Source organism: Rhodococcus sp. 4CII (genome assembly GCF_014256275.1).
In the GTDB taxonomy this organism is placed as follows: Bacteria; Actinomycetota; Actinomycetes; order Mycobacteriales; family Mycobacteriaceae; genus Rhodococcus_F; species Rhodococcus_F wratislaviensis_A.
In genome coordinates this window covers 635,337-657,703 of sequence record NZ_JACCFE010000002.1, presented here as the reverse complement: position 1 = coordinate 657,703, position 22,367 = coordinate 635,337, and the positions used below count along the sequence as shown (strand labels likewise).

The window sequence follows — 22,367 nt, the reverse complement described above, 5'->3', positions numbered from 1 at the left end:
TCAGTGCTCCCGGGGGTGGGCGGCCAGTGCGCGCAGGGGCCGGGTGGCGGCGGAGTCGACGTACTCGTCGATGCGGGTGATCCGCTCGTCGGCCACGCGGACGAACAGGCTTGCCGGTACCTCCAGCGGGCCGTGGCCGGGGAGGGTGGCGCGCAGGACGTGCTGCTGGGCGAAGCCGTCCGGCAGCCGGTGGCGGCGGATGTCCTCGTAGCGCATGTTGTCGAGGGTGCGCGAGAGCCAGCGCAGCACGCGCAGGTTCTCGGTCACCGTCTGCTCCTGCCCGTCGTCGTTGTGCCAGATGAGCGCATTCGGCGCGTACAGTTCGGTCAATGTCGCCTCGTCGCCGCGGCTGACGGCGGCGAAGAAGCGATCGGCCAGGTCGTTCATGGGAAAATTGGTCTCCTCCGTGCGGTGATGCCGTCGAGGTGGATCACAGGGTGGTCAATCGGAGGCAGTCGCCGGTACCGGTCGGCCGCCGGCCCTGAGCAGCCCACTACCCAGGGGTGTGTCGAGCAGTTTCCCGGCCAGTCGGGCGGCTGCGAGGGTCTCGTCGAGGTCGATGCCCGTGGTGATGCCGCCGTCCTCGAACATGTAGACCAGTTCCTCGGTGGCGATGTTGCCGCCGGCGCCGGGCGCGAAGGGGCAGCCCCCGAGGCCGCCGACCGAGGCGTCGAAATGGCGGACACCCAGGGTGTAGGCAGCCCAGGCATTGGCCAGGCCCTGACCGCGGGTGTCGTGCAGGTGCAGGCCGAGGTCCATCCCGGGTACGGCGTCGCTGACCCGGGTGAGTACGTCGCCGACCCGCACGGGCGTCGCGGTGCCGACGGTGTCTGCGACCGACAGCGCGTCGGCCCCCGAAAGCACCGCGCGGCGGGCGATCTCGGCCACCCGCTCCGGCGGCGTGGGCCCGTCGAACGGGCAGTCGAAAGCGATCGCGACGATCACCTCGAGCTGGCCGCCGGCCTGGTGGACCAATTCGGCGACGGGTGCGATCAGTGCGATCGACTCCTCGCTGCTGCGACCGACATTGGCACGGCTGTGGCCGTCGGATGCCGACACGACATACTCGAGGCGAGTGAGTCCGGCCGCGACTGCTCGACGAACTCCGCCGAGTCCGGCGACCAGGGCCGAGAACGTCACCTGCGGCCAGCGGTCGAGGTGGGCTGCGACGGCTTCGGCGTCGGCCAATGCCGGAATCGCCCGCGGCGAGACGAACGACGTGACCTCGATTCGCCCCACACCGGTCGCGGCGAGTGCGTCGATCAATTCGAGTTTGGCGGCGGTGGGAATCGGCTTCTCGTTCTGCAGTCCGTCGCGGGGACCGACCTCGCGGATGACGACGCCGGCTGCGGGTGCGGTCACGAGATGGTGCCCTGTGCGCGCAGGCAGGCGAGATGGTCGGCGTCGTAGCCGAGGAGATCGGCGAGCACCTCGTCGGTGTGGGTGCCGGGCCGGCTGGGCCCGCCCCAGCGGACCCCGCCTGCGGTCTCGCTGAGTCGCGGTATCACCCCGACGCCCTTCACGGGTTCCGGGTCGAATCCGTCGTCGTCGGGCCCGACGGACGGATCGACGTGGTCGACGAAGATGTTGCGAGCGTTGAACTGTGGGTCGGCCATCACTTCGGCGACGGTGTTGACCGGTCCCGTGACGACCTCGAACTTGGTCAGCAACTCGATCAAGTCGGCGGCGGGGAAGCCGGCCGCCCACTCTGCGATCAGCGTGTCGAGTTCGTCCTGGTGTTCGCCGCGCGCCGTGTGGGTGGCGTATCGGGCATCGGTCGCCAGGTCGGGTCGGCCCATTGCGGCGGCCAGGCGCGCGAACAGAGTGTCCTGGTTGGCCGCGATGATGATCCACAGCCCGTCCTGGGTCCGGTACAGGTTGGACGGGGCGACGCGGTCGAGGCGAGTCCCGGACGGTTGCCGAATGTGACCCGTCTTGTGATAGTCCGGGACGGTCGACTCCTGGATGGCGAGCGCGGCCTCGGTGAGAGCGGCGTCGACGACCTGCCCGCGCCCGGTGCGCTCGCGCGCGATCAGCGCGGCGAGGACGCCCTGGAATGCGAACATGCCGGCGAGGCTGTCGCCGAGCGAGAGGGCGAGCCGCGGTGGCGCCTGACCGGGAAATCCGTTGAGATGACGCAACCCGCTGATGCCTTCGGCGACCGAGGCGTAGCCGGGACGCGTGGCGTAGGGCCCGGTCTGTCCGTATCCGGAGACCCGGGCCAGGACCAGACGTGGGGAGACCTTCCGGAGGACGTCGTAGCCGAGGCCCCAGCGCTCGAGGGTGCCGGGTCGGAAACTTTCTACGACGACATCGGCCCTGGCGGCGAGGTCGAGAAAGATCCGCCGGCCTGCCTCGGTCCGGAGGTCGAGGTTCACGCACCGCTTGTTGCGGGCGTGAACCGACCAGAAGTACTGGTGACCGCCCTCGGCCTGGCCCCAGTCCCGCAGCGGGTCGGGGCGATCCGGGGCCTCGATCTTGATGACGTCGGCCCCCATGTCGCCGAGGAGACGTCCGCAGTACGGACCGGCGATCAAGGTGCCCAATTCGAGTACCCGGAGGCCGTCGAGTGCTCCCTCCGGGACCTCGATGGGGGCGGACGAGGGCGGCGCATGCGTTGTCATGGTGCTTGCCTTAGGGATCGAGGGATGAATTATTGGGTGCTCACCCGCGGTCCAGTCCGAGTGCGCCGAGGCACATCTGATCGAGGGTGTCGAGAAGGGCTTCCTCGTCGGCCTCATCGCCCTGGATCAACCACAGGTACAGGGTGTGATCGACCATGGCGGCCATGGCACGCGCGGCGAGGACCGGGTCGAGGGTGGCGGTGGCCAGGCCGTCCTGCTGCCACCGCGCGATGGCCCGGGACGTCCGGTCGATCAATTGACGGCGGTGCTCGTGGCGCAGTTCGCGGAACTCGTCGTTGAACGTCGAGACCTGTTCGACGATCGCCATCATCCGGGCGTTCCGCCGGTATGCCTGGTAGTACGAGCGGTTGGAGGCGACCAGCTTCTCGGACGGGGACAGATCGGCATCGGCAGGTTCCCGTCGGTGCACGTCCTCGAACAGTCGGGTGCTCAACTCCCGGAACACCTCTTCCTTCGACTCGAAGTATCGGTAAAAGGTTCCGTACGCGACGTTCGCCTCCTGGGCGATCTGTTCTACGCGTGTGTCGGGGAATCCGACTGTCTCGAACACCTTCTGTGCGGCGTCGAGCAGCGCGTCGCGGGTCTTGCGACCTCGGGCGGTGAGCGTCTCGACCGTTGCCGGCGCCGACGGGGTCGCGGACGGGGTATTGACAGATGACTTGGCCACGGACAAACTATCGCAATAGATGACATGACTGTCAAGTCATTTTTCCGTCATTATCGCGCCTACTTCACCACATCGGAAGGACAGCCATGAGCGCTTCGAACTCGAAGTACGACCTTCGCGGCATCAACCACCTCGCGCTGGTGTGCTCGGACATGCGACGCACCATCGATTTCTACTCGGGCACCCTGGGGATGCCGCTGGTCAAGACCATCGAGTTGCCCGGAAATCTGGGGCAGCACTTCTTCTTCGACTGCGGTAACGGCAACACCATTGCGTTCTTCTGGCTGGCCGACGCCCCCGACGCCGCGCCCGGTCTCGCCGCGCCCAAGGGTCTGCCCGACGAGGGCGAACTCGCCAGTGCGGTGGGATCGATGAACCACGTCGCGTTCGCAGTGCCGCCGCAGCAGTTCGACGAGTACTACTCCCGGTTCCAGGCCGAGGGGATCAAGGTGAGCCGCGTGCTCAACCACGACGACAGTCGCGCCGGCGTGTCGCGCGACGTGCACCAGGGAACCTTCGTGCGTTCGTTCTACTTCCAGGACCCTGACGGTGTTCTGCTCGAATTCGCCTGCTGGACGAGGACCTTCACCGACGCCGATGTGTCGCACGAACCGAAGACCGCCGCCGACCGGCGCGTGCCCGCCGCATACTGAGACCCGACGTCCGAAAGGAATTCACCGTGCCCCGCCTTCGTGAGGTCCCCCGTGCCGAAGTGACCGACGAGAAGATCCTCTTCTTCTACGACCGGCTGTTCGGGCCCGACCGAGATCCTGCCGTCGATCACGGCACCATCCATGCCACTCCCGGCGACTGGTGGACCGTGTTCGCCCAGTCGCCGGACGTGTTCCGGCACGCTGTCCGCGGCTTTTCGCTCTACCGCAACGCCACGGTGGACCCGCTCCTGCGTGAACTGGGGCAGAGCCGGGCCGGGTATGCGCGCGGAAGCCAGTTCGTCTTCTCCCAGCACTGCAAGCAGATGCGCTCTCTCGGAATGGACGAGGAGAAGATTGCGGCCGTCCCGCACTGGCAGATCAGTGACCGTTTCTCCGAACTCGAGCGGGCCGTGCTGGCCTACACCGACAGTCTCGTCTACGACGGCGGCCGGGTGCCGGACGAAGTGTTCGCGGTCCTGAAGGCCAACCTGGCGGACTCCGAGATCCTGCAGCTGACGTACATCACCTGCCTCTACGACATGCACGCGACCATGTGCCGCGCCCTCCGCCTCGAATTCGACGACCGACCCGAACCGGTCGCCGAGGTCGAGATCCCCGCCGGTGTGGAGGTCCGCGATCTCTCCGCCGATCTGTCCGGGTGACCGGCGTCCCGGCCTCTCGCCCAATTTCCGCTCGCGCTGCCGCCGGCAGTCGCTCCTGTACCGTAGTTAGGTAACACTAACGAACTTGAGTTCATTGGAGAGATGCCTGTGGCAAAGCCGACCGCGACACTGACCGTGATCCGGACCGAGTGGCTGACCCCGCACATGGTGCGGGTGATCCTCGGCGACCCGGGATTCGACAGTTTCGTTCCCAACGCCTTCACCGACGCGTACGCGAAACTCGAGTTCGGAAGCCCCGGCGAGCCGGTCCTGCGGACGTACACGATCCGGTCCGTCGACCCCGCGGCACGGGAGGTCGCCATCGACTTCGTGGTGCACGGCGACGCCGGGGTCGCGGGACCGTGGGCGGCGTCCGCGGCGGCAGGTGACGTTCTCCGCCTCCGCGGTCCCGGTGGGGCGTTCGCACCGGACCGCGACGTCGACTGGTACTTGCTCGCGGGCGACGAGACGGCGATCCCCGCGATCTCCGCGGCCGTCGAGAAGCTCGACGCGTCGGCTGTGGGACGAGTGATCATCGAGGTCGCCGGCCCCGAGGACGAAATCGCCTTCGACTCGCCCGCGGGCGTCGACGTCACCTGGATCCACCGCGGTGACACCGCGGACCGGGCCGGCGAGGAGGTGTCGGGGGACAACGCGCCCCTCGTCGCGGCGGTGCGCGACATCAGCTGGCTGCCCGGAACTGTTCAGGTGTTCATCCACGGCGAGGCGCAGGCCGTGATGCACAATCTGCGGTCCTACGTGCGCAAGGAACGCGGCGTTCCGGCGTCGGCGGCGTCGATCTCGGGGTACTGGCGTCGTGGCCGCACCGAGGAGGGCTTCCGGGTGTGGAAGTCCGAGCTCGCCGCGAGCGAGGGTGCCTCCCGTTGACCCGGTGCGGCGGGCGTCACGACGTGTGCGTCCGCCGCGTCAGCACCAGCAACGACGTCATGGCCACGGCTCCGGCGGCGGGGATCGCCACCGCCATCGGCACGGCCGTGTCGGGGCCGGCTATGCCGACGAGCGGTGAGACCACCGCGGCGAGACCGAACTGACCGGCTCCGAGGAGCGCGGACCCGGTACCCGACGCCCGGGTCACCTCACCCTGCGCGAGGGCCGTGGCGTTGCCCATCACGAAACCGATGCTCGACACCGAGACGAACAACGGAACGAGGATCGCCCACCACTGTGGGGAGTCGACGAGCGTCGCGGCGAGCAGCAATACGATGCCGGCGGCGAGGAGCAGCGTCACCCCGAATCCGAGCAGCTGCCGGGCATGGAACGTACCGACGAGTCTGGTGTTGACGATCGCGGCGCCCACCATGCCTGCGGCGTTCGCGGCGAACACCATGGAGAACTGCCCCGGACTGAAACCGAGCACGTTCTGCACGACGAACGGTGACGCGGAGATGTACGAGAAGAGTGCGACGAACCCGAACATGAACGTGAACGCATAGCCGAGGTACACCCGGTTGCCGACCACGTACCGCAGATTGTGGACCAGCGCCGCGAGACCGCCGCCGTGCCGGTGCTCGACGGGAAGCGTCTCCGGGACCAGGATCAGCACTCCGGCGAACATCACGATCCCGGCGACGGTGAGCACCCAGAAGATTCCTCGCCAGCCGACGGGACCGAGCAGGGCGCCACCGAGCAGCGGGGCCACCACCGGCGCGACCCCGCCGATGATCATCATGATGCTGAAGAGCCGGGCGGCGTTGTCGCCACGGGCCCGGTCCGCGATGCAGGCACGGGCGAGCACGATCGCGGCACCGCCGCTGAGCCCCTGGAAAAGTCGTGCAGCGATGAGGATTTCGACGGTGGGGGACAGGGCGCAGGCCATTGCCGCGAGCGTCGTCACCACGGTGGCGCCCATCAGCAGACGCCGTCGTCCGAGGCCGTCGGACAGTGGTCCGACCACGAGCTGGCCGATGCCGAGTCCTGCCATGAACGTGGTCAGAGTCAGCTGAACGCTCGGCGCCGACGTGTTCAGGCTCTCGGTCATCAGGGGCAGACCGGGGAGATACATGTCCGTGGCCAGCGGGGCGATCGCGGACAACAACGCCAGGACACCCAACATCGGGAGGGGGATCGTTCGCTGCACGAAAGAACTCTAGCGGCGCGGGCGCTTGATTTATCTCCCGCACGACGCCGCTGTTGCCACCATGAGCAGCGACCTGCCCGCACCGTTGGAGCTGGTACTGGAGGAGTATGCGCGGCACCTCGCGCTCGAACGCGGCCGGTCGCAGCACACAGTGAAGGCGTACGTCGCGGACGCGAAGTCGCTACTGCAGCACTGGTTGTCGACGTCACCGGAGGCGCACCTCGGCGAACTCGACATCCAGGTGCTGCGGTCCTGGCTCGCCGCCCAGTCCGCGGCGGGCATCGCCCGGACGACGCTCGCCCGGCGGACGTCGTCGGTGCGCAACTTCACAGCCTGGTTGCTGCGGACCCGGCGCATCGCCACCGATCCCGGCGCCCGGCTCGGCGCGGCGAAGGCTCACCGGACGCTGCCGTCGGTACTGCGTCAGTCGCAGGGGGTCGATGTGATGGACGCCGCCGAATCGGGCGCGCACCAGAACGATCCGATGGCACTGCGCGACCCGTCGTCGAGCTGCTCTATGCGACGGGAATCCGGGTGGGCGAGCTGTGCGGCCTCGACCTCGGTTCGGTGGATCGGGAACGTCGCCTCCTACGCGTGATCGGCAAGGGCGACAAGGAGCGCTCGGTGCCGTACGGGAAACCGGCGGCCGACGCGATGGACCTCTGGTTGCACATCGGCCGTCCCACGGTCGCGACGGACAGTTCCGGGCAGGCTCTTCTTCGGGCAAACGGGGAAAGCGGCTGGATCAGCGGCAGGCGCGGACGGTCGTCCACGACGTCCTGTCCGCGGTCCCCGGCGCGCCGAACCTGAGCCCGCACGGGCTGCGTCACACGGTAGCCACCCATCTCCCCGAGGGCGGCGCCGATCTGCGCGTCGTGCAGGAACTGCTCGGACACGCCAGCCTCGCGACCACCCAGCTGTACACCCACGTCTCCGTGGCGAGACTGCGCGCGGTGCACGATCAGGCCCATCCCCGGGCCTGACCGGTTTGGTAGCGTCGCCCCACGAATCTGCCGTTGTTCTGCAGTGTCATTGTTCTGTACTACCGTTGTTCTGCACTGTCCCGGGGGAAATAGTGGATCGCGAAGACGTGACTCGACCGCAGCCGTCCTGGTTGAACGACGGCGGCGCCGCGCCGGCGGATCCGTGGGGGCAGCAGTCGTGGGCCGATCCCGATCCGGAACCGAGCCCGCATCAGGTGACCAACCAGGATCTGGTGGCGGATGCGCTGTTGAAGCGCGCTCGCACGGCGCCGAGTCGAGGGTGGCGACGCGGGCTGCACCGACTCACCGGGGGAACGCTGAATCCGGGTGAGTCGGCAGGCGCGGCGCGTGACGCGGCGCTTCTCGCCCGCATTCGGCAGCCCATCCACGGTGACTACCGGATCGCGTTCCTGTCCTTGAAGGGTGGTGTCGGCAAGACGACGACCACGATCGGGCTGGGATCTACGTTCGCGTCGTTGCGGGGTGACTGCGTGATCGCGGTCGACGCCAACCCCGATTTCGGGACGCTCGCGCAGCGGGTGCCGATCCAGACGCATTCGACCGTCCGCGACCTGATCGCGGCGGAGTCGACGATCCGGCGGTATTCGGATGTGCGCGCGCACACATCGCAGGCGCCGAGCCGCCTCGAGGTGCTTGCGAGCGAGCAGGATCCGGCGATCTCCGAGGCGTTCAGCGAGGACGACTACCGGCGGGTTATCGACATCCTGCAGGTGTACTACAACATCATCCTCACCGACTGTGGCACGGGCATCATGCATTCGGCGATGAACGGCATTCTGCAACTCGCCAATTCGCTCGTGCTGGTGAGTTCGCCGGCGATCGACGGTGCCCGCAGCGCCGCCGCCACGCTGGACTGGTTGCAGCACCACGGGTACGGGCATCTCGTGTCGCGGACCGTGGTCGTGATCAGTGCGGCCCGGCCGGGGTCGAGCATGATCGACATGACGGAACTGACCAACCACTTCCTGCTCCGGTGCCGGGCGGTGAAGGTGGTGCCGTTCGACGAGCATCTCGCCGAGGGGGCGGTGGTCGATCTGGATCTGCTGCGGCCCGAGACCCGGAAGGCATTCGTCGAACTCGCGGCGATGGTGGCGGACGATTTCCCCGAGTCGGCGGGCAGGCATGCCGTAGCGGAATGGCGTTAGCCGCCGCGATCACGATGCCCGACGGGTTCGAGCCGGACCGGTGCCACCCGGACGAGTCCGAGTGGGTCGAGATACTCGCGATCGCGGCGAAGACCCCAGTGCAGGCACGCCGCGACGGGGGAGATGCAGCCCGGGTGACCGGGCTCGAGCGTCCCGAGGACGGTGCCGCGTCCGACGCGTAGACCGGGAGAGACACGGGCGGTCACCGGTTCGTACGTGGTGCGGAGCCCGCCCGGATGGTCGACGGAGACGACGGGTTTGCCCGCCACCGTGCCGGCGAACACCACCACACCGGCCCCCGCCGACAGCACCGCCTCGTCGGGTACCCCACCCAGATCCACGCCGCGGTGGCCGGGTAGCCAGTCGTGCTCCGGATTGTCGAACGGCCGCACGACCCGCGGTCGCGGATGCAGCGGCCAGTCGAAGTCGCCGGTCGGTGCGGCGTCGGCGGGCGGCGCGAGGAGGGTCGCCGCGGTCAGCACGGTGGTGGCCGTGGCCGTCGCCGTGAGCGCCCGCAGGATCGTCCCGAACCTCGTCATGGTTCGACGATCCCGCACGTCCGGGCCGACGAGGGCGGCCGGGAAGAATCTGTGGATCGACGGCGATTCGTCCACAGATTTCGCGAAACCCTTGCCGGAGGGGCCGGGTGTGTGACAGGGCGGTTAGGGCGTACGGGCCCGAGGCCGTACACTGATCGAGCGGTCTGTGTTCGCACAGTCCGACTTCGCGCGTCCGCGCAGTGTACGGATCGTCGGCTGGTCTCGCATTTCGATGTGAGTCCGACGGTTCACGGGCGCCAGGGCGGAACGTCACCGACGTTCGGCATCAACCGGCAATGAAAGAGAGATACACAGCCATGGCTGTCGTAACAATGAAGCAGCTGCTCGACAGCGGCACGCACTTCGGTCACCAGACTCGTCGCTGGAACCCGAAGATGAAGCGGTTCATCTTCACCGACCGCAACGGCATCTACATCATCGACTTGCAGCAGACGCTGACGTACATCGACAAGGCGTACGAATTCGTCAAGGAGACCGTTGCCCACGGCGGCACGGTCCTCTTCGTCGGCACCAAGAAGCAGGCCCAGGAGTCCATCGCGGCCGAGGCCACTCGCGTCGGGATGCCCTACGTCAACCAGCGTTGGCTCGGCGGCATGCTCACCAACTTCAGCACCGTCCACAAGCGTCTTCTCCGCCTCAAGGAGCTCGAGGCAATGGAGCAGACCGGTGGTTTCGAGGGTCGCACCAAGAAGGAAATCCTCATGCTCACGCGTGAGATGACCAAGCTGGACCGCACTCTCGGTGGTATCCGCGACATGGCCAAGGTTCCGTCCGCCGTGTGGGTCGTCGACACCAACAAGGAGCACCTGGCGGTCGCCGAGGCTCGCAAGCTGAACATCCCGGTCATCGCGATCCTGGACACCAACTGCGACCCCGACCTCGTCGACTACCCGATCCCGGGCAACGACGACGCCATCCGTAGCGCAGCCCTGCTCACCAAGGTCGTCGCGTCCGCGGTGGCCGAGGGCGTGCAGGCCCGTGCCGGACTGAGCGCCGACAAGGACGCGAAGCCCGAGGCCGGCGCCGGCGAACCCCTCGCCGAGTGGGAGCAGGAACTGCTCTCGCAGGCAGCGCCCGCAGCAGAGGCCGCTCCCGCAGCAGAGGCCGCTCCCGCAGCTGAGGCAGAGGCGGCTCCGGCTGCCGAGGCCCCCGCAGCAGAGGCACCCTCCACCGAGGCCTGATCCGATGCAAACGGCCCTGACCAGAAATCTTTGGTCAGGGCCGTTTCACGGTCTGCCCGAGTACTACCCTGACTTACGTCCCGACAGACATATGAGGAGGCTCGCTCACCATGGCGAACTACACCGCCGCTGACGTCAAGCGGCTCCGCGAGCTCACCGGCTCCGGAATGATGGCCTGCAAGAACGCTCTCGCTGAGGCCGAGGGTGACTTCGACAAGGCTGTGGAGCAGCTGCGCATCAAGGGCGCCAAGGACGTGGGCAAGCGTGCCGAGCGCACCACGGCCGAGGGCCTGGTCGTCTCCAAGGACGGCGTCCTGCTCGAACTCGACTGCGAGACGGACTTCGTCGCGAAGAACGAGGACTTCCTGAAGCTCGCCGAGTCGATCGTCACGGTCGCCGCGGCAGCGAAGCCCGCCGACGTCGACGCCCTCAAGGCGCTCGAACTCGACGGCAAGACGGTCGACACCGTCATCCAGGAGCAGTCCGCGAAGATCGGCGAGAAGCTGGTCCTCAGCAAGATCGCCTCGTTCGACGGACCGGTCGCGGTCTACCTGCACAAGCGCAGCGCAGACCTGCCGCCCGCCGTCGGCGTCCTCGTCGAATACACCGGTGAGGGTGACGCTGCAGCGGAGGCCGCTCGCGGCGCCGCGATGCAGGTCGCGGCGCTCAAGGCCAAGTACGTCACGCGTGACGAGGTCCCCGAGGACATCGTCGCCAACGAGCGTCACATCGCCGAGGAGACCGCTCGCGCCGAGGGCAAGCCGGAGCAGGCTCTGCCGAAGATCATCGAAGGCCGCGTCAACGGTTACTTCAAGGACGTCGTGCTGACCGAGCAGTCCTCGGTCCAGGACTCCAAGAAGTCCGTCAAGGCAATCCTCGACGAGGCCGGCGTGACCATCAAGCGTTTCGTCCGCTTCGAGGTCGGCGCTTCGAGCTAGTCGTGTGAACCGTATGGCCCCGTCGGACGAGTGCGCTCGCCCGGCGGGGCCTACGTATACCGCCACCATCCTGATGAGGCAGGATGAAGATGGCCGTCTGAATGGCCCGGGTGGGCACTGAGCGCGCTCGGCCGCCGTCGACATCGACGAGTGCTGTGGAACTGAGGAGAGCAATGTCCGAACCTGCCAACGAACGTCCGGGATTCGATCGAGTCCTTCTCAAACTCGGCGGAGAAATGTTCGGTGGTGGCAAGGTCGGCCTCGACCCCGACGTGGTGACCAAGGTCGCTGAGCAGATCGCCGGAGTCGTGCGATCCGGGGTCCAGGTGGCGGTCGTCATCGGTGGCGGCAATTTCTTCCGTGGCGCGGAACTGCAGCAGCGAGGCCTGGACCGCGCGCGTTCCGACTACATGGGCATGCTCGGCACCGTGATGAATTGCCTTGCTCTGCAAGACTTCCTGGAGAAGGAAGGCATCGACAGCCGCGTCCAGACGGCGATCACGATGGGGCAGGTGGCGGAGCCCTACATTCCGCTGCGCGCGCAGCGTCACCTCGAGAAGGGACGCGTCGTGATCTTCGGTGCCGGCATGGGAATGCCGTACTTCTCGACCGATACCACCGCCGCGCAGCGCGCGCTCGAGATCGGCGCCGAGGTGGTGCTGATGGCCAAGGCCGTCGACGGCGTGTTCACCGCCGACCCCAACCTCGACCCGGACGCCACGATGTACACGCAGATCACCCACCGTGAGGTCATCGAACAGGGTTTGAAGGTGGCCGACGCGACCGCGTTCAGCCTGTGTATGGACAACGAGATGCCGATCATGGTGTTCAATCTGCTGACCGAGGGGAATATCGCTCGGGCGGTGTCCGGTGAGAAGATCGGAACGCTCGTCAAGTCATGACACGCGTGCCACGCTCGACACAGGGTTTTCTCGAAACAGAGGCAGTGACGAATCGATGCCAGAACGACATGGAGGAACAGCCGTGATTGATGAAGCTCTCTTCGAAGCCGAGGAGAAGATGGAAAAGGCTGTCACGGTGGCCAAGGACGATCTCGGATCGATCCGCACGGGCCGCGCGAATCCTGGCATGTTCAACCGCATCGGAATCGACTACTACGGCGCGTTCACCCCGATCACCCAGCTCGCGAGTATCAACGTGCCGGAAGCGCGACTCGTCGTCGTCAAGCCGTACGAGGCCTCGCAGCTGAACGCCATCGAGACGGCGATCCGGAACTCCGACCTGGGCGTGAACCCGTCCAACGACGGAAACCTTATCCGCATCTCCGTTCCCCAGCTCACCGAGGAACGCCGCCGCGAACTGGTGAAGCAGGCCAAGTCCAAGGGTGAGGACGCGAAGGTGTCCGTGCGCAACGTGCGCCGCAAGGCGATGGACGAGCTGTCCCGGATCCAGAAGGACGGCGAGGCCGGCGAGGACGAGGTGGGGCGCGCCGAGAAGGAACTCGACAAGACGACCGCCCGGTACGTCGCACAGGTCGACGAGCTGGTGAAGCACAAGGAAGCCGAGTTGCTCGAAGTTTAGTCACGAGACGAGGAGTGGATCGGGGACAGTGACCGTGCCAGCAGAACACGGGACCCCAGGGGGACCCATCTCCGAGGGCGATCCCTCGGGACCGGTCTCCGAGGGGAAGCCCGCGCCGGAGGCGGCCGCGAAGTCGAAGGCCGGGCGAAACCTCCCCGCGGCGATCGGTGTGGGCGTCGGACTCGGCGTCGCGCTCATCCTGATCCTCGTCTACGTGCCCCTGGTGTGGATCGGGGTGGTCGCGGTCGCGATGGCCGTCGCCACGTGGGAGGTGACGAAACGGCTCCGCGAGGCCGGCATCAGCGCCCCCCGGATCCCGCTGCTCGCGGGCGGGCAGGCGATCCTGTGGCTCGGGTGGCCGTTCGGCCCGGTCGGTGTGCTCAGTGCCTTCGCGGGAACGGTGCTGGTCTGCATGGTCTGGCGGCTGTTCGACCACGGGCTGAAGGCGACGCCGCAGAACTTCCTCCAGGACACGGCGATCACCGTGTTCGTGGCGTCGTGGATTCCGTTGCTGGCGTCGTTCGCGGTGCTGATGGTGCTGCAGGATGACGGCGCCGGGCGGGTGCTGTGCCTGATGATCGGTGTGGTCTGCTCCGACGTCGGCGGCTACGCGGCGGGTGTGCTGTTCGGCAAACATCCCATGGTGCCGGCGATCAGCCCCAAGAAGTCGTGGGAAGGGTTCTTCGGTTCGCTGCTCTTCTGTGTCATCGGCAGCCTGCTCACCGTCACCCTGATCCTCGACGAGAACTCGATGATCGGTGTGCTTCTCGGCGTCGTCCTGGTGATCACTGCCACGCTGGGCGACCTCATCGAATCCCAGGTCAAGCGGGAGCTGCGCATCAAGGACATGGGTACGTTGCTGCCCGGCCACGGCGGGATCATGGACCGCCTGGATTCCCTGCTGCCGTCGGCGTTCGTGACGTGGCTGGTGCTCACCGTCCTCGTGTGACCGCCCGGCCGTGACCATCCCCAGCCCGAACATCTGGCACTGGCCGGAGCTGTACGAGATCGAGAATCGTGCCCAGGACATGGACGGGGCGATCTTCCGGCATCTGCGCCGGGTCGTGAACTGGACGGGCGGCACCGTCGCGGACGTGGGCTGCGGTTCCGGGTTCCACCTCCCGGTCTTCGCCGAGTCAGCAGCGACGGTCTACGGAATCGAGCCGCATCCGCCGCTGCTGGACCGTGCCCGCGCACGGGTGGAGACGTTGCCGAACGTCCGCGTGCTCGACGGCTCGGCCGAGGGCATACCCCTCGGTGACGCGAGCGTGGACGTCGTGCACGCGCGGACCGCGTACTTCTTCGGTCCCGGTTGCGGCCGTGGAATCCGTGAGGCCATGCGCGTCCTGCGCCCGGGCGGCGCGCTCGTCGTGGTCGATCTCGATGCGACGGCCCACCCGTACGGCGAGTGGATGCGCGCCGATTTGCCGCAGTATCACCCGCCGTCCGTCGAGGCATTCTTCACCGCGCAGGGGTTCGATCTGGTGCGCGTGGAGACGCGATGGCTCTTCCCCGACCGGGAATCACTGCGCGGGGTCCTCGGTATCGAGTTCAGCAGGAAGACCGCGTCGGCGGCGTTCGCGCAGACTCCCGGCGTTGCCCTCGACGTGCGCTACCGCGTCCACGTCCGCCGAAAGCCCGCCGGTCTCGAGATCGTCTGACGCGCTGCTACTGCCGCGGCGCGATGTGGAAGAGCTTCGCGAGCGCGTTGATCTTCTTGGCCTTCGCCAGCTTGGGGAGGTCGCTGCCGTCCCGCACCCGCGAGCCGTCCTCGCCCAGGTCGGCGATCACGTCCCGCGCCCATTCCGCCTCGGCAGGGGACGGGCTCAGGGCGTCATTGACCGGGGCCGTCTGCGCGATGGTCATGCACAGCTTGCCGCTCATCCCCATCGACAGGGTGAGCGCCGACGCGCGGACCAGGGCGTCGACGTCGGTGCCGAGAGTGGGCCCGTCGATCGGCGGTGCGATCCGGGCGGCCCGGCTGGCGACCGTCAGCCGCGCACGGGGATAGGCCATCGCCAGCGGCGAATCGTCCATCCCGGTGTCACGGCGGAAGTCGCCGCTGCCGAATGCGAGCCGGAACGTGGCCTCGGTCCGGGCGATCTCCGGCGCGGCCTCGAGCCCGACCGCGGACTCGACGAGGGCGAGCACCTTGGTGCCGTCGGGGAGTCGTTCGGCCGTGGCGTCGACCTGCATCCCGCTCTCGGTCTTGGCGAGCATGACGCCTTCGAGACCCGGAACTCCGTTCAGGGCGGCCAGGTCCTCGGCCCAGTAGGGCGTGGTGGCGTCGTTGATCCGCACCCACGCGCGGCGGTTCTCGCCGAGCCAGGCGACGACGTCGGCCCGGGCCCGGGGTTTGCGGTCGGGAGTCACGGCGTCCTCGAGGTCGAGAATCACCGCGTCGGCGGCGCTCACATGCGCCGCCTCGAATCCCTCGGGCTTGCCGGCGGGAACCAGCAGCCAGGATCGTGCTTGCTCAGCCGCGATACGCGGTGCCACAGTCGTCTCCATGTCGGCCTTCACAGTCGTGCCGTTCCGGTGATATCCACGACATCGATTCTGCTCGCTCGGTGTCCACGCAATCCACTTGCGTAACTATTGTTCAGTTAGAAATTACTGTTCAGACGCCGCTGACGGTTGGCCGCCCGCCGGATCTGGAGGATGCGGACACCGCCCGCCAGGGCCATGATCACCGCGCCCGCGATGGCCGCGAACAGCAGCGTGACGCCCAGCGGGAGGGTGAAATCCCAGGCGAACAGTTCGAGGGTCACGCTGTCGAGGTTCTGCAGGATGAACACGAGAAGCAGTACCAGGACGATGATTCCGATCACCAGGCCGGTCCACGTGGCGCCCACCCGCGTGTGCTTGATCCCCTTGCGGCGGGCCACGTCGGGATGCTCGGTTCCCGCGGGCACGGTGTCGGGGTGCGCCGGATCGGTGGGCCCCGGCCCGGTACCGGGACCACGGCCGGCCGGGACGTCCGGGGGGAAGTTCGAGGAGTCGTCCGGTGTTGTCGACATGAGTTGATCTTCACCCACCTGGGCGGGTTCCGCAGGCGCATCGGGCGGCGAGACAACGTCGATCAGGCATCCGCACGACAACGACCCCCGAATCAATGGGACAATGGAGAAACTATGGCTGTCTCGCTTCCCCTCGTTTTCACCGCGCCCCGGCGTGGGATGCCCCCTCGGCATCTCGCGGACCTCGACTCCACCGAGCGGCGGGAGGCCGTCAAGGAGCTGGGTCTGCCCGGCTTCCGTGCCGACCAGCTGGCCCGGCAGTACTACGCGCGGCTCGAGGCGGATCCGGAGAAGATGACCGATCTCCCCGCCGCCGTGCGCGAGCAGGTGGGGTCCGCGCTCTTCCCGACGCTGCTGACCCCCGTCAAGCATCTCGCGTGCGACAACGGCGACACCCGGAAGACGCTCTGGAAGGCGAACGACGGAACGCTGCTCGAAAGCGTTCTGATGCGCTACCCGGACCGCGCCACGCTGTGTATCTCCAGTCAGGCGGGGTGCGGTATGGCGTGCCCGTTCTGCGCGACCGGTCAGGGCGGGCTGCAGCGCAACCTGTCGACCGCCGAGATCGTCGACCAGGTGCGTGCCGCCGCGGCCGCACTCCGAGACGGCGACGTCCACGGCGGTCCGGGCCGATTGTCGAACGTGGTGTTCATGGGCATGGGGGAGCCGCTCGCCAACTACAAGCGGGTGGTGGCAGCCGTACGCCGCATCACCTCGCCGGCCCCTGACGGACTCGGGTTGTCGCAACGCTCGGTGACGGTGTCGACGGTGGGTCTGGCCCCCGCGATCCGCAAGCTCGCCGACGAAGACCTCAGCGTGACGCTCGCAGTGTCGCTGCACACGCCGGACGACGAACTGCGCGACACCCTGGTCCCGGTGAACAACCGCTGGTCCGTGGCGGAGGTCCTCGACGCCGCCCGCTACTACGCGGACAAGTCCGGACGCCGGGTGTCGATCGAGTACGCGCTGATCCGGGACGTCAACGATCAGCCGTGGCGCGCCGACCTGCTGGGCAAGAAACTCCGCAAGGCCCTCGGCCCGCTGGTGCACGTGAACTTGATCCCGCTGAATCCCACCCCGGGCAGCGAGTGGGACGCGAGCCCGAAGCCGGTCGAGAAGGAATTCGTCCGGCGCGTGCTGGCGCAGGGGGTCTCCTGCACCGTGCGGGACACCCGCGGCCAGGAGATCGCCGCCGCCTGCGGCCAGCTCGCCGCCGAGAACTGAGCTCGCGCACTCGCCGGAAACGACGAACCCCTCGCCCCGGGAATCGGGACGAGGGGTTGTCGTGGTTCGGGTGTTACCGCGGCTTGCGCCGCAGGACGATGTCGCGCACGAGGATCACGACCATCAGGGCCGCGCAGCCGAACAGCCACAGGTCCTCGACCTTGCCGGTGTGGTTACCGATCATCATGAGCAGCAGGAACACGGCGAAGAACCATCCGAAGAAGCGGAACGTCTTGGGCGCCTCACCGCTCCAGCCCCACGCGGCCGACGGGACCTCCGCGGTGTCGATGTGTGCGGCCACGATGGGGTCGCTGGACGAGGGCTCCAACTGGGTACCGGCCACGATCGATCCTCCTGCAGATTCGGTTGCGCTACTCGACATATCGTGACATACGACTGCCCGTCGTATGTAGTGGGGCCATCCGTGGCGGGCGGTCCGCTGTGCATCAGGAACAATGGGTGGGTGGATGAAAACAGGCCCACTCGCGTCCTGCTGCTCGGCAGCACAGGTTCGATCGGCACCCAGGCGTTGGAGGTGGTGGCCGCCAACCCGGACAAGTTCACGGTGGTTGGTCTCGCGGCGGGCGGCGGAAACGCCGACCTGCTGGCGCAGCAGATCCGGGAGACGGGGGTGTCGTCCGTCGCGGTCGCGGATCCGCGGGCTGCGGTGACGCTGGATCTGCCGGGGGTGTTGAGCGGTCCCGACGCGGTCACCGAGCTGGTCCGCACCACGGAAGCGGACGTCGTGCTCAACGCTCTCGTCGGGTCGCTGGGACTCGAGCCGACGCTGGCCGCGCTCGAGTCCGGTGCCCGGCTCGCGCTCGCCAACAAGGAGTCGCTCGTCGCCGGCGGGCCGCTCGTGACCGCCGCCGCGGCTCCGGGCCAGATCGTGCCGGTCGACTCCGAGCACTCCGCGCTGGCCCAGTGTCTGCGCGGCGGCGGCGCGGACGAGGTGGACCGGCTGGTCCTCACCGCCTCGGGCGGCCCGTTCCGCGGGTGGACGACCGACCGGCTCGACTCGGTGACACCGGAGCAGGCGGGCGCCCACCCCACGTGGTCGATGGGACCGATGAACACGCTGAACTCCGCGACACTCGTCAACAAGGGGCTCGAGCTGATCGAGACGCACCTGCTGTTCGGCGTCGACTACGACCGGATCGACGTCACCGTTCACCCCCAGTCGATCGTGCATTCCATGGTGACGTTCACCGACGGCTCGACGCTGGCGCAGGCCAGCCCGCCCGACATGAAACTTCCGATCGCCCTCGCCCTCGGCTGGCCGCACCGCGTCGCGGGCGCGGCTCCGGCCTGCGACTTCAGCACGGCGTCCACCTGGGAGTTCGAGCCACTCGACACGACGGTGTTCCCCGCAGTGGACCTCGCCCGGGAGGCCGGGAAACGTGGCGGATGCCTCACCGCCGTCTACAACGCTGCCAACGAGGTCGCGGCTCAGGCATTCTTGGACGGGATCATCCGGTTCCCGCGCATCGTCCGCACCGTCGCCTCCGTGCTGTCCGAGGCGGACGAGTGGGCGGCGCCACCCGCTACCGTGGAAGACGTACTGGCCGCCGACGGCTGGGCACGTGAGCGAGCACGACAGCTCGTGAAGCAGGAAGGCTAGAACTGCATGGTGTTCGCAGTGGGCGTTGTTCTCTTCGCCCTCGGGATCGCGCTGTCGATCGCGCTTCACGAAGCGGGTCACATGTGGGTGGCGCAGGCCACCGGCATGAAGGTCCGCCGGTACTTCATCGGTTTCGGACCCAAGATCTTCTCGTTCCGCCGCGGTGAGACCGAATACGGGCTCAAGGCGCTGCCCCTCGGCGGCTTCTGCGACATCGCCGGCATGACGGCGCTGGACGAGCTCGAACCGGACGAAGAAGACCGAGCGATGTACAAGAAGCCGACGTGGAAGCGCCTTGCGGTGATGTCCGGCGGCATCGGCATGAACTTCGTCCTCGGACTCGTCCTGGTCTACGTCCTCGCCGTCGGGTGGGGACTGCCCGACCTCAATCGGTCCACCGACGCGGTGGTCGGGTCGGTGGGGTGCGCCGCGCCGAGCCAGGGCCCCGGTCCCGATTTCGCGCTGTCCGAGTGCACCGGTCCCGGTCCCGCCGAGCAGGCGGGGATCCGCACCGGCGACGTCATCACCGCGGTCGACGGCAAGGACACCGCCACGTTCGCCGACGTGGCCGCCGCCACGCGCTCACTGTCCGGTCCGGTCGACTTCACGATCGAACGCGACGGTGAGGAGCAGACGATCGTCGTGCCGGTCCAGCAGGTGCAGCGCTGGGTCCAGGAGAAGGGGGAGGCCGAACCCCACGAGGCGACGGTCGGCGCCATCGGCATCGGTGCGACCCCGAGCGTCGTCGAGCACTCGGCCCTGTCGGCGGTGCCCGCCTCGTTCGAGTTCACCGGCGACATGTTCGTGATGACCGCCGAGCGGCTGGTGCAGATGCCGAGCAAGGCCGTCGACCTGTGGCACGCCGTGACCGGCGGCGAACGCGACCCCGAGACACCCATCTCGGTGTACGGCGCGAGCGTCATCGGCGGGCAGATCGCCGAACAGGGCATCTGGGAAGCGTTCGTGCTGCTGCTCGCGAGCCTGAACTTCTTCCTCGGAATGTTCAACATCCTGCCGCTGCTGCCGCTCGACGGCGGACACATGGCGGTCACCCTCTACGAGCGGGTCCGGGACTGGTTCCGCGCCAGGCGCGGCCTGCCCGGCGGCGGACCCGTCGACTACATCAAGCTGCTGCCCGTCACCTATGTGGTGATCGTCATCGGCGGCGCGTACATGCTCCTCACCCTCACCGCCGACATCGTCAACCCGATCAAGCTCTTCCAGTGATCGCTAAACTCGGTCTCGAAGCTACGAAAGAAGGCACCCACGTGACCAGCCCTGTCGGATTGGGAATGCCCGAAGGCCCGGCCGCCGTTCTCGCACCTCGTCGCAAGACCCGCCAGCTGCAGGTCGGAACGGTCGGTGTCGGCAGCGACTTCCCGGTATCCGTGCAGTCGATGTGCACCACCAAGACCCACGACGTCAACGCCACCCTGCAGCAGATCGCCGAACTCACGGCGTCCGGCTGCGACATCGTCCGCGTCGCCTGCCCTCGGCAGGAGGACGCCGACGCACTCGCGACCATCGCGACGAAGAGCCAAATTCCGGTCATCGCCGACATCCACTTCCAGCCCCGGTACATCTTCGCCGCCATCGAGGCGGGCTGCGCGGCCGTCCGCGTGAACCCCGGCAACATCAAGGAGTTCGACGGACGCGTCAAGGAGGTCGCGAAAGCGGCAGGCGACGCAGGCATCCCGATCCGCATCGGCGTCAACGCCGGTTCCCTCGACCCGCGGCTGATGCAGAAGTACGGCAAGGCGACCCCGGAGGCGCTCGTCGAGTCCGCGCTGTGGGAGGCGGGCCTGTTCGAGGAACACGGATTCGGCGACATCAAGATCTCCGTGAAGCACAACGACCCGGTGATCATGGTCGAGGCCTACCGGCAGCTCGCCGCGAAATGCGACTACCCACTGCATCTCGGCGTGACCGAGGCCGGTCCCGCGTTCCAGGGCACCATCAAGTCGGCGGTGGCGTTCGGCGCCCTGCTCGCGGAGGGCATCGGCGACACCATCCGCGTGTCGCTGTCCGCGCCCCCCGCCGAGGAGATCAAGGTCGGCACGCAGATCCTGCAGTCGCTGAACCTGCGTCCCCGCAAGCTCGAGATCGTGTCCTGCCCGTCGTGCGGGCGCGCCCAGGTCGACGTGTACACCCTCGCCGACGAGGTCACCGCCGGACTCGAGGGGATGGAGATCCCGCTGCGCGTCGCCGTCATGGGGTGCGTCGTCAACGGTCCCGGTGAGGCCCGCGAAGCCGACCTGGGGGTCGCCTCCGGCAACGGCAAGGGTCAGATCTTCGTCAAGGGCAAGGTCATCAAGACCGTGCCGGAAGCGCAGATCGTCGAAACCCTGATCGAGGAAGCGATGCGGATCGCGGAGGAGATGGAGGGCGATTCGACGTCCGGATCACCCGTCGTGACGGTCAGCTGACCCGGCACCGGCAGCGGGCAGCGAAACGACTCCCGTTTCCGGCGAGTTCGTGGCAATCTGGTGGGCAGGTCCACTAGCTGACAAGGTTGGGTAGATGCTCAAGCTCCTCGGTGCCAAACAGTTGAGCAGTCGGGACGCGGCACACGTGCTCCGCGTTCTCGACGCCGATCCTGTCGCCGCCTGCATGGTCGCCGCTCGTGTCGAAGAGGGCGGCGTCGACCCCCGGATGATCCACGGAGAGTTGTGGAGTCGGGGCGGGCCGCTCGAATCGTTGTGTTTCTCGGGTGCGAATTTCGTGCCACTCCGCGGCAGCATCGACGACATGCGGGCGTTCGCCGACCGGGCCTGCCGCACGCCGCGCATGTGCTCGTCGCTGGTCGGCCGAGCCGAGTTGACGCTGCCGCTGTGGGAGATGCTCGAGATGGACTGGGGGCCGGCCCGCGAGGTGCGGCCCGACCAGCCGTTACTGGCGCTGGCGAGTACACCGCAATGCCGCCCGGATCCGTTGGTGCGTCAGGTGCGAATGCACGAACTCGAGCAGTACCTGCCCGCCGCGGTCGCGATGTTCATCGAAGAGGTCGGCATCGATCCCCGGGCCAACGACGGGGGTCGGGGCTACCGCCGCCGCGTCGCCAACCTGATCGCCGCAGGCCGGGCGTGGGCGCGATTCGACGACGGTCAGGTGGTGTTCAAGGCCGAGGTGGGATCGGTGTCGTCCCGGGTCGGCCAGATCCAGGGAGTCTGGGTGCATCCGATGTACCGCGGGCACGGCTTCGGGGCCGCGGGCACCGCGACGGTCGCGGAGGCCGTCATCGCCGAAGGCCGCATCGCCAGCCTCTACGTCAACAGCTTCAACACCGTGGCCCGCAGCGCGTATGCACGCATCGGCTTCAGCCAGGTCGCGACGTTCGCCACAATTCTCCTGGACTGACTCGCTGGCCGCCTACCGTGCCGGCGGTGTCTGCCGACATAACATGGGCG

At 67.8% G+C, this 22,367-nt stretch carries 24 protein-coding genes and 1 pseudogene; 16 read left to right on the top strand and 9 right to left on the bottom strand.

Going from position 1 to position 22,367, the window contains the following annotated elements; genetic code table 11:
• From H0B43_RS03975 to H0B43_RS03960, 4 genes are read right to left on the bottom strand one after another with little or no spacing between them, the layout of a single operon-like run.
• A complete protein-coding gene (locus H0B43_RS03975) occupies positions 1-387 on the bottom strand; it encodes a nuclear transport factor 2 family protein (RefSeq protein WP_185729199.1) in 387 nt (128 codons plus the stop codon).
• A gap of 54 nt (positions 388-441) precedes the next feature.
• Positions 442-1,362: a hydroxymethylglutaryl-CoA lyase gene (locus tag H0B43_RS03970; protein WP_185729200.1), complete on the bottom strand. Its 921-nt coding sequence runs from the start codon at positions 1,360-1,362 to the stop codon at positions 442-444.
• A complete protein-coding gene (locus H0B43_RS03965; protein WP_185729201.1) occupies positions 1,359-2,624 on the bottom strand; it encodes a CaiB/BaiF CoA-transferase family protein in 1,266 nt (421 codons plus the stop codon). Before H0B43_RS03965 ends, H0B43_RS03970 begins: the two co-directional genes overlap by 4 nt.
• Positions 2,625-2,664: 40 nt before the next feature.
• Complete coding sequence (locus H0B43_RS03960; RefSeq protein ID WP_185729202.1) at positions 2,665-3,312, bottom strand: TetR/AcrR family transcriptional regulator; 648 nt, start codon at positions 3,310-3,312, stop codon at positions 2,665-2,667.
• An 86-nt stretch (positions 3,313-3,398) separates the two neighbouring features.
• Between H0B43_RS03960 and H0B43_RS03955 the strand changes: the two genes are divergently transcribed.
• The 3 genes from H0B43_RS03955 (at position 3,399) to H0B43_RS03945 (ending at position 5,515) form a co-directional block, all read left to right on the top strand.
• The gene (locus H0B43_RS03955; protein ID WP_185729203.1) at positions 3,399-3,965 is read left to right on the top strand and encodes a VOC family protein; all 567 of its coding nucleotides are present in this window, start codon (positions 3,399-3,401) and stop codon (positions 3,963-3,965) included.
• 26 nt (positions 3,966-3,991) lie between these two features.
• Positions 3,992-4,627: a carboxymuconolactone decarboxylase family protein gene (locus H0B43_RS03950; protein ID WP_185729204.1), complete on the top strand. Its 636-nt coding sequence runs from the start codon at positions 3,992-3,994 to the stop codon at positions 4,625-4,627.
• A gap of 108 nt (positions 4,628-4,735) precedes the next feature.
• Positions 4,736-5,515: a siderophore-interacting protein gene (locus H0B43_RS03945; protein ID WP_185729205.1), complete on the top strand. Its 780-nt coding sequence runs from the start codon at positions 4,736-4,738 to the stop codon at positions 5,513-5,515.
• Between the two features lie 16 nt (positions 5,516-5,531).
• On the opposite strand, the gene H0B43_RS03940 is transcribed toward H0B43_RS03945, so the two are convergent.
• Positions 5,532-6,701, bottom strand: a complete 1,170-nt coding sequence (locus H0B43_RS03940) for a multidrug effflux MFS transporter (protein WP_185730115.1) — start codon at positions 6,699-6,701, stop codon at positions 5,532-5,534.
• 85 nt (positions 6,702-6,786) lie between these two features.
• Here H0B43_RS03940 and H0B43_RS03935 point away from each other — a divergent pair.
• Both H0B43_RS03935 and H0B43_RS03930 read left to right on the top strand, forming a co-directional pair.
• A pseudogene (locus tag H0B43_RS03935) lies at positions 6,787-7,708 on the top strand (tyrosine recombinase XerC).
• Between the two features lie 92 nt (positions 7,709-7,800).
• On the top strand, positions 7,801-8,874 hold the full coding sequence (locus H0B43_RS03930) for a MinD/ParA family protein (RefSeq protein ID WP_397517491.1): 1,074 nt from the start codon (positions 7,801-7,803) through the stop codon (positions 8,872-8,874).
• On the opposite strand, the gene H0B43_RS03925 is transcribed toward H0B43_RS03930, so the two are convergent.
• Entirely contained in the window at positions 8,871-9,488 is a 618-nt protein-coding gene (locus H0B43_RS03925) for a M23 family metallopeptidase (RefSeq protein ID WP_185729206.1), read from the bottom strand. The two genes, H0B43_RS03930 and H0B43_RS03925, sit on opposite strands and share 4 nt — an antisense overlap.
• Positions 9,489-9,730: 242 nt before the next feature.
• On the opposite strand from H0B43_RS03925, the gene rpsB reads away from it, so the two are divergent.
• The 6 genes from rpsB (at position 9,731) to H0B43_RS03895 (ending at position 14,756) form a co-directional block, all read left to right on the top strand.
• Positions 9,731-10,615 (top strand): 30S ribosomal protein S2, encoded by an 885-nt coding sequence (rpsB, locus tag H0B43_RS03920; protein WP_185729207.1) that lies wholly within the window; start codon positions 9,731-9,733, stop codon positions 10,613-10,615.
• A gap of 110 nt (positions 10,616-10,725) precedes the next feature.
• Positions 10,726-11,553 carry a translation elongation factor Ts gene (gene tsf / locus H0B43_RS03915; protein WP_005259342.1) on the top strand — a complete coding sequence of 276 codons (828 nt, stop codon included), beginning with the start codon at positions 10,726-10,728 and terminating at the stop codon, positions 11,551-11,553.
• Between the two features lie 173 nt (positions 11,554-11,726).
• Positions 11,727-12,455, top strand: a complete 729-nt coding sequence (gene pyrH / locus H0B43_RS03910; protein ID WP_185729208.1) for a UMP kinase — start codon at positions 11,727-11,729, stop codon at positions 12,453-12,455.
• Between the two features lie 82 nt (positions 12,456-12,537).
• Complete coding sequence (gene frr / locus H0B43_RS03905; RefSeq protein WP_015890301.1) at positions 12,538-13,095, top strand: ribosome recycling factor; 558 nt, start codon at positions 12,538-12,540, stop codon at positions 13,093-13,095.
• A 28-nt stretch (positions 13,096-13,123) separates the two neighbouring features.
• Entirely contained in the window at positions 13,124-14,044 is a 921-nt protein-coding gene (locus H0B43_RS03900; RefSeq protein WP_185729209.1) for a phosphatidate cytidylyltransferase, read from the top strand.
• A 10-nt stretch (positions 14,045-14,054) separates the two neighbouring features.
• On the top strand, positions 14,055-14,756 hold the full coding sequence (locus tag H0B43_RS03895; protein WP_185729210.1) for a class I SAM-dependent methyltransferase: 702 nt from the start codon (positions 14,055-14,057) through the stop codon (positions 14,754-14,756).
• Positions 14,757-14,763: 7 nt separating this feature from the next.
• Here H0B43_RS03895 and H0B43_RS03890 read toward each other — a convergent pair whose 3' ends face one another.
• The gene (locus tag H0B43_RS03890; RefSeq protein ID WP_185729211.1) at positions 14,764-15,618 is read right to left on the bottom strand and encodes a CoA ester lyase; all 855 of its coding nucleotides are present in this window, start codon (positions 15,616-15,618) and stop codon (positions 14,764-14,766) included.
• An 83-nt stretch (positions 15,619-15,701) separates the two neighbouring features.
• Positions 15,702-16,115 (bottom strand): lipopolysaccharide assembly LapA domain-containing protein, encoded by a 414-nt coding sequence (locus tag H0B43_RS03885; RefSeq protein ID WP_185729212.1) that lies wholly within the window; start codon positions 16,113-16,115, stop codon positions 15,702-15,704.
• A 114-nt stretch (positions 16,116-16,229) separates the two neighbouring features.
• Here H0B43_RS03885 and rlmN point away from each other — a divergent pair, with 114 nt between their 5' ends.
• Positions 16,230-17,339: a 23S rRNA (adenine(2503)-C(2))-methyltransferase RlmN gene (gene rlmN / locus H0B43_RS03880; RefSeq protein ID WP_185729213.1), complete on the top strand. Its 1,110-nt coding sequence runs from the start codon at positions 16,230-16,232 to the stop codon at positions 17,337-17,339.
• Between the two features lie 73 nt (positions 17,340-17,412).
• On the opposite strand, the gene H0B43_RS03875 is transcribed toward rlmN, so the two are convergent.
• Complete coding sequence (locus H0B43_RS03875) at positions 17,413-17,682, bottom strand: DUF2631 domain-containing protein (protein ID WP_185729214.1); 270 nt, start codon at positions 17,680-17,682, stop codon at positions 17,413-17,415.
• Positions 17,683-17,802: 120 nt separating this feature from the next.
• On the opposite strand from H0B43_RS03875, the gene dxr reads away from it, so the two are divergent.
• From dxr to H0B43_RS03855, 4 genes are all read left to right on the top strand, one after another.
• Positions 17,803-18,960: a 1-deoxy-D-xylulose-5-phosphate reductoisomerase gene (gene dxr / locus H0B43_RS03870; protein ID WP_185729215.1), complete on the top strand. Its 1,158-nt coding sequence runs from the start codon at positions 17,803-17,805 to the stop codon at positions 18,958-18,960.
• A gap of 6 nt (positions 18,961-18,966) precedes the next feature.
• Entirely contained in the window at positions 18,967-20,187 is a 1,221-nt protein-coding gene (locus tag H0B43_RS03865) for an RIP metalloprotease (RefSeq protein WP_185729216.1), read from the top strand.
• Between the two features lie 41 nt (positions 20,188-20,228).
• On the top strand, positions 20,229-21,386 hold the full coding sequence (gene ispG, locus H0B43_RS03860; RefSeq protein WP_185729217.1) for a flavodoxin-dependent (E)-4-hydroxy-3-methylbut-2-enyl-diphosphate synthase: 1,158 nt from the start codon (positions 20,229-20,231) through the stop codon (positions 21,384-21,386).
• A 94-nt stretch (positions 21,387-21,480) separates the two neighbouring features.
• Entirely contained in the window at positions 21,481-22,317 is an 837-nt protein-coding gene (locus H0B43_RS03855; protein ID WP_009479750.1) for a GNAT family N-acetyltransferase, read from the top strand.
• Positions 22,318-22,367 lie beyond the last annotated feature (50 nt).

Bases quoted from the DNA above. Each gene is read 5' to 3' on its own strand.
- H0B43_RS03975 (WP_185729199.1), bottom strand. From the start codon at position 387: ATGAACGACCTGGCCGATCGCTTCTTCGCCGCCGTCAGCCGCGGCGAC.
- H0B43_RS03965 (WP_185729201.1), bottom strand. From the start codon at position 2,624: ATGACAACGCATGCGCCGCCCTCGTCCGCCCCCATCGAGGTCCCGGAG.
- H0B43_RS03955 (WP_185729203.1), top strand. From the start codon at position 3,399: ATGAGCGCTTCGAACTCGAAGTACGACCTTCGCGGCATCAACCACCTC.
- H0B43_RS03940 (WP_185730115.1), bottom strand. From the start codon at position 6,701: ATGTTGGGTGTCCTGGCGTTGTTGTCCGCGATCGCCCCGCTGGCCACG.
- rpsB (WP_185729207.1), top strand. From the start codon at position 9,731: ATGGCTGTCGTAACAATGAAGCAGCTGCTCGACAGCGGCACGCACTTC.
- tsf (WP_005259342.1), top strand. From the start codon at position 10,726: ATGGCGAACTACACCGCCGCTGACGTCAAGCGGCTCCGCGAGCTCACC.
- pyrH (WP_185729208.1), top strand. From the start codon at position 11,727: ATGTCCGAACCTGCCAACGAACGTCCGGGATTCGATCGAGTCCTTCTC.
- H0B43_RS03885 (WP_185729212.1), bottom strand. From the start codon at position 16,115: ATGTCGACAACACCGGACGACTCCTCGAACTTCCCCCCGGACGTCCCG.
- rlmN (WP_185729213.1), top strand. From the start codon at position 16,230: ATGGCTGTCTCGCTTCCCCTCGTTTTCACCGCGCCCCGGCGTGGGATG.
- H0B43_RS03865 (WP_185729216.1), top strand. From the start codon at position 18,967: ATGGTGTTCGCAGTGGGCGTTGTTCTCTTCGCCCTCGGGATCGCGCTG.
- H0B43_RS03855 (WP_009479750.1), top strand. From the start codon at position 21,481: ATGCTCAAGCTCCTCGGTGCCAAACAGTTGAGCAGTCGGGACGCGGCA.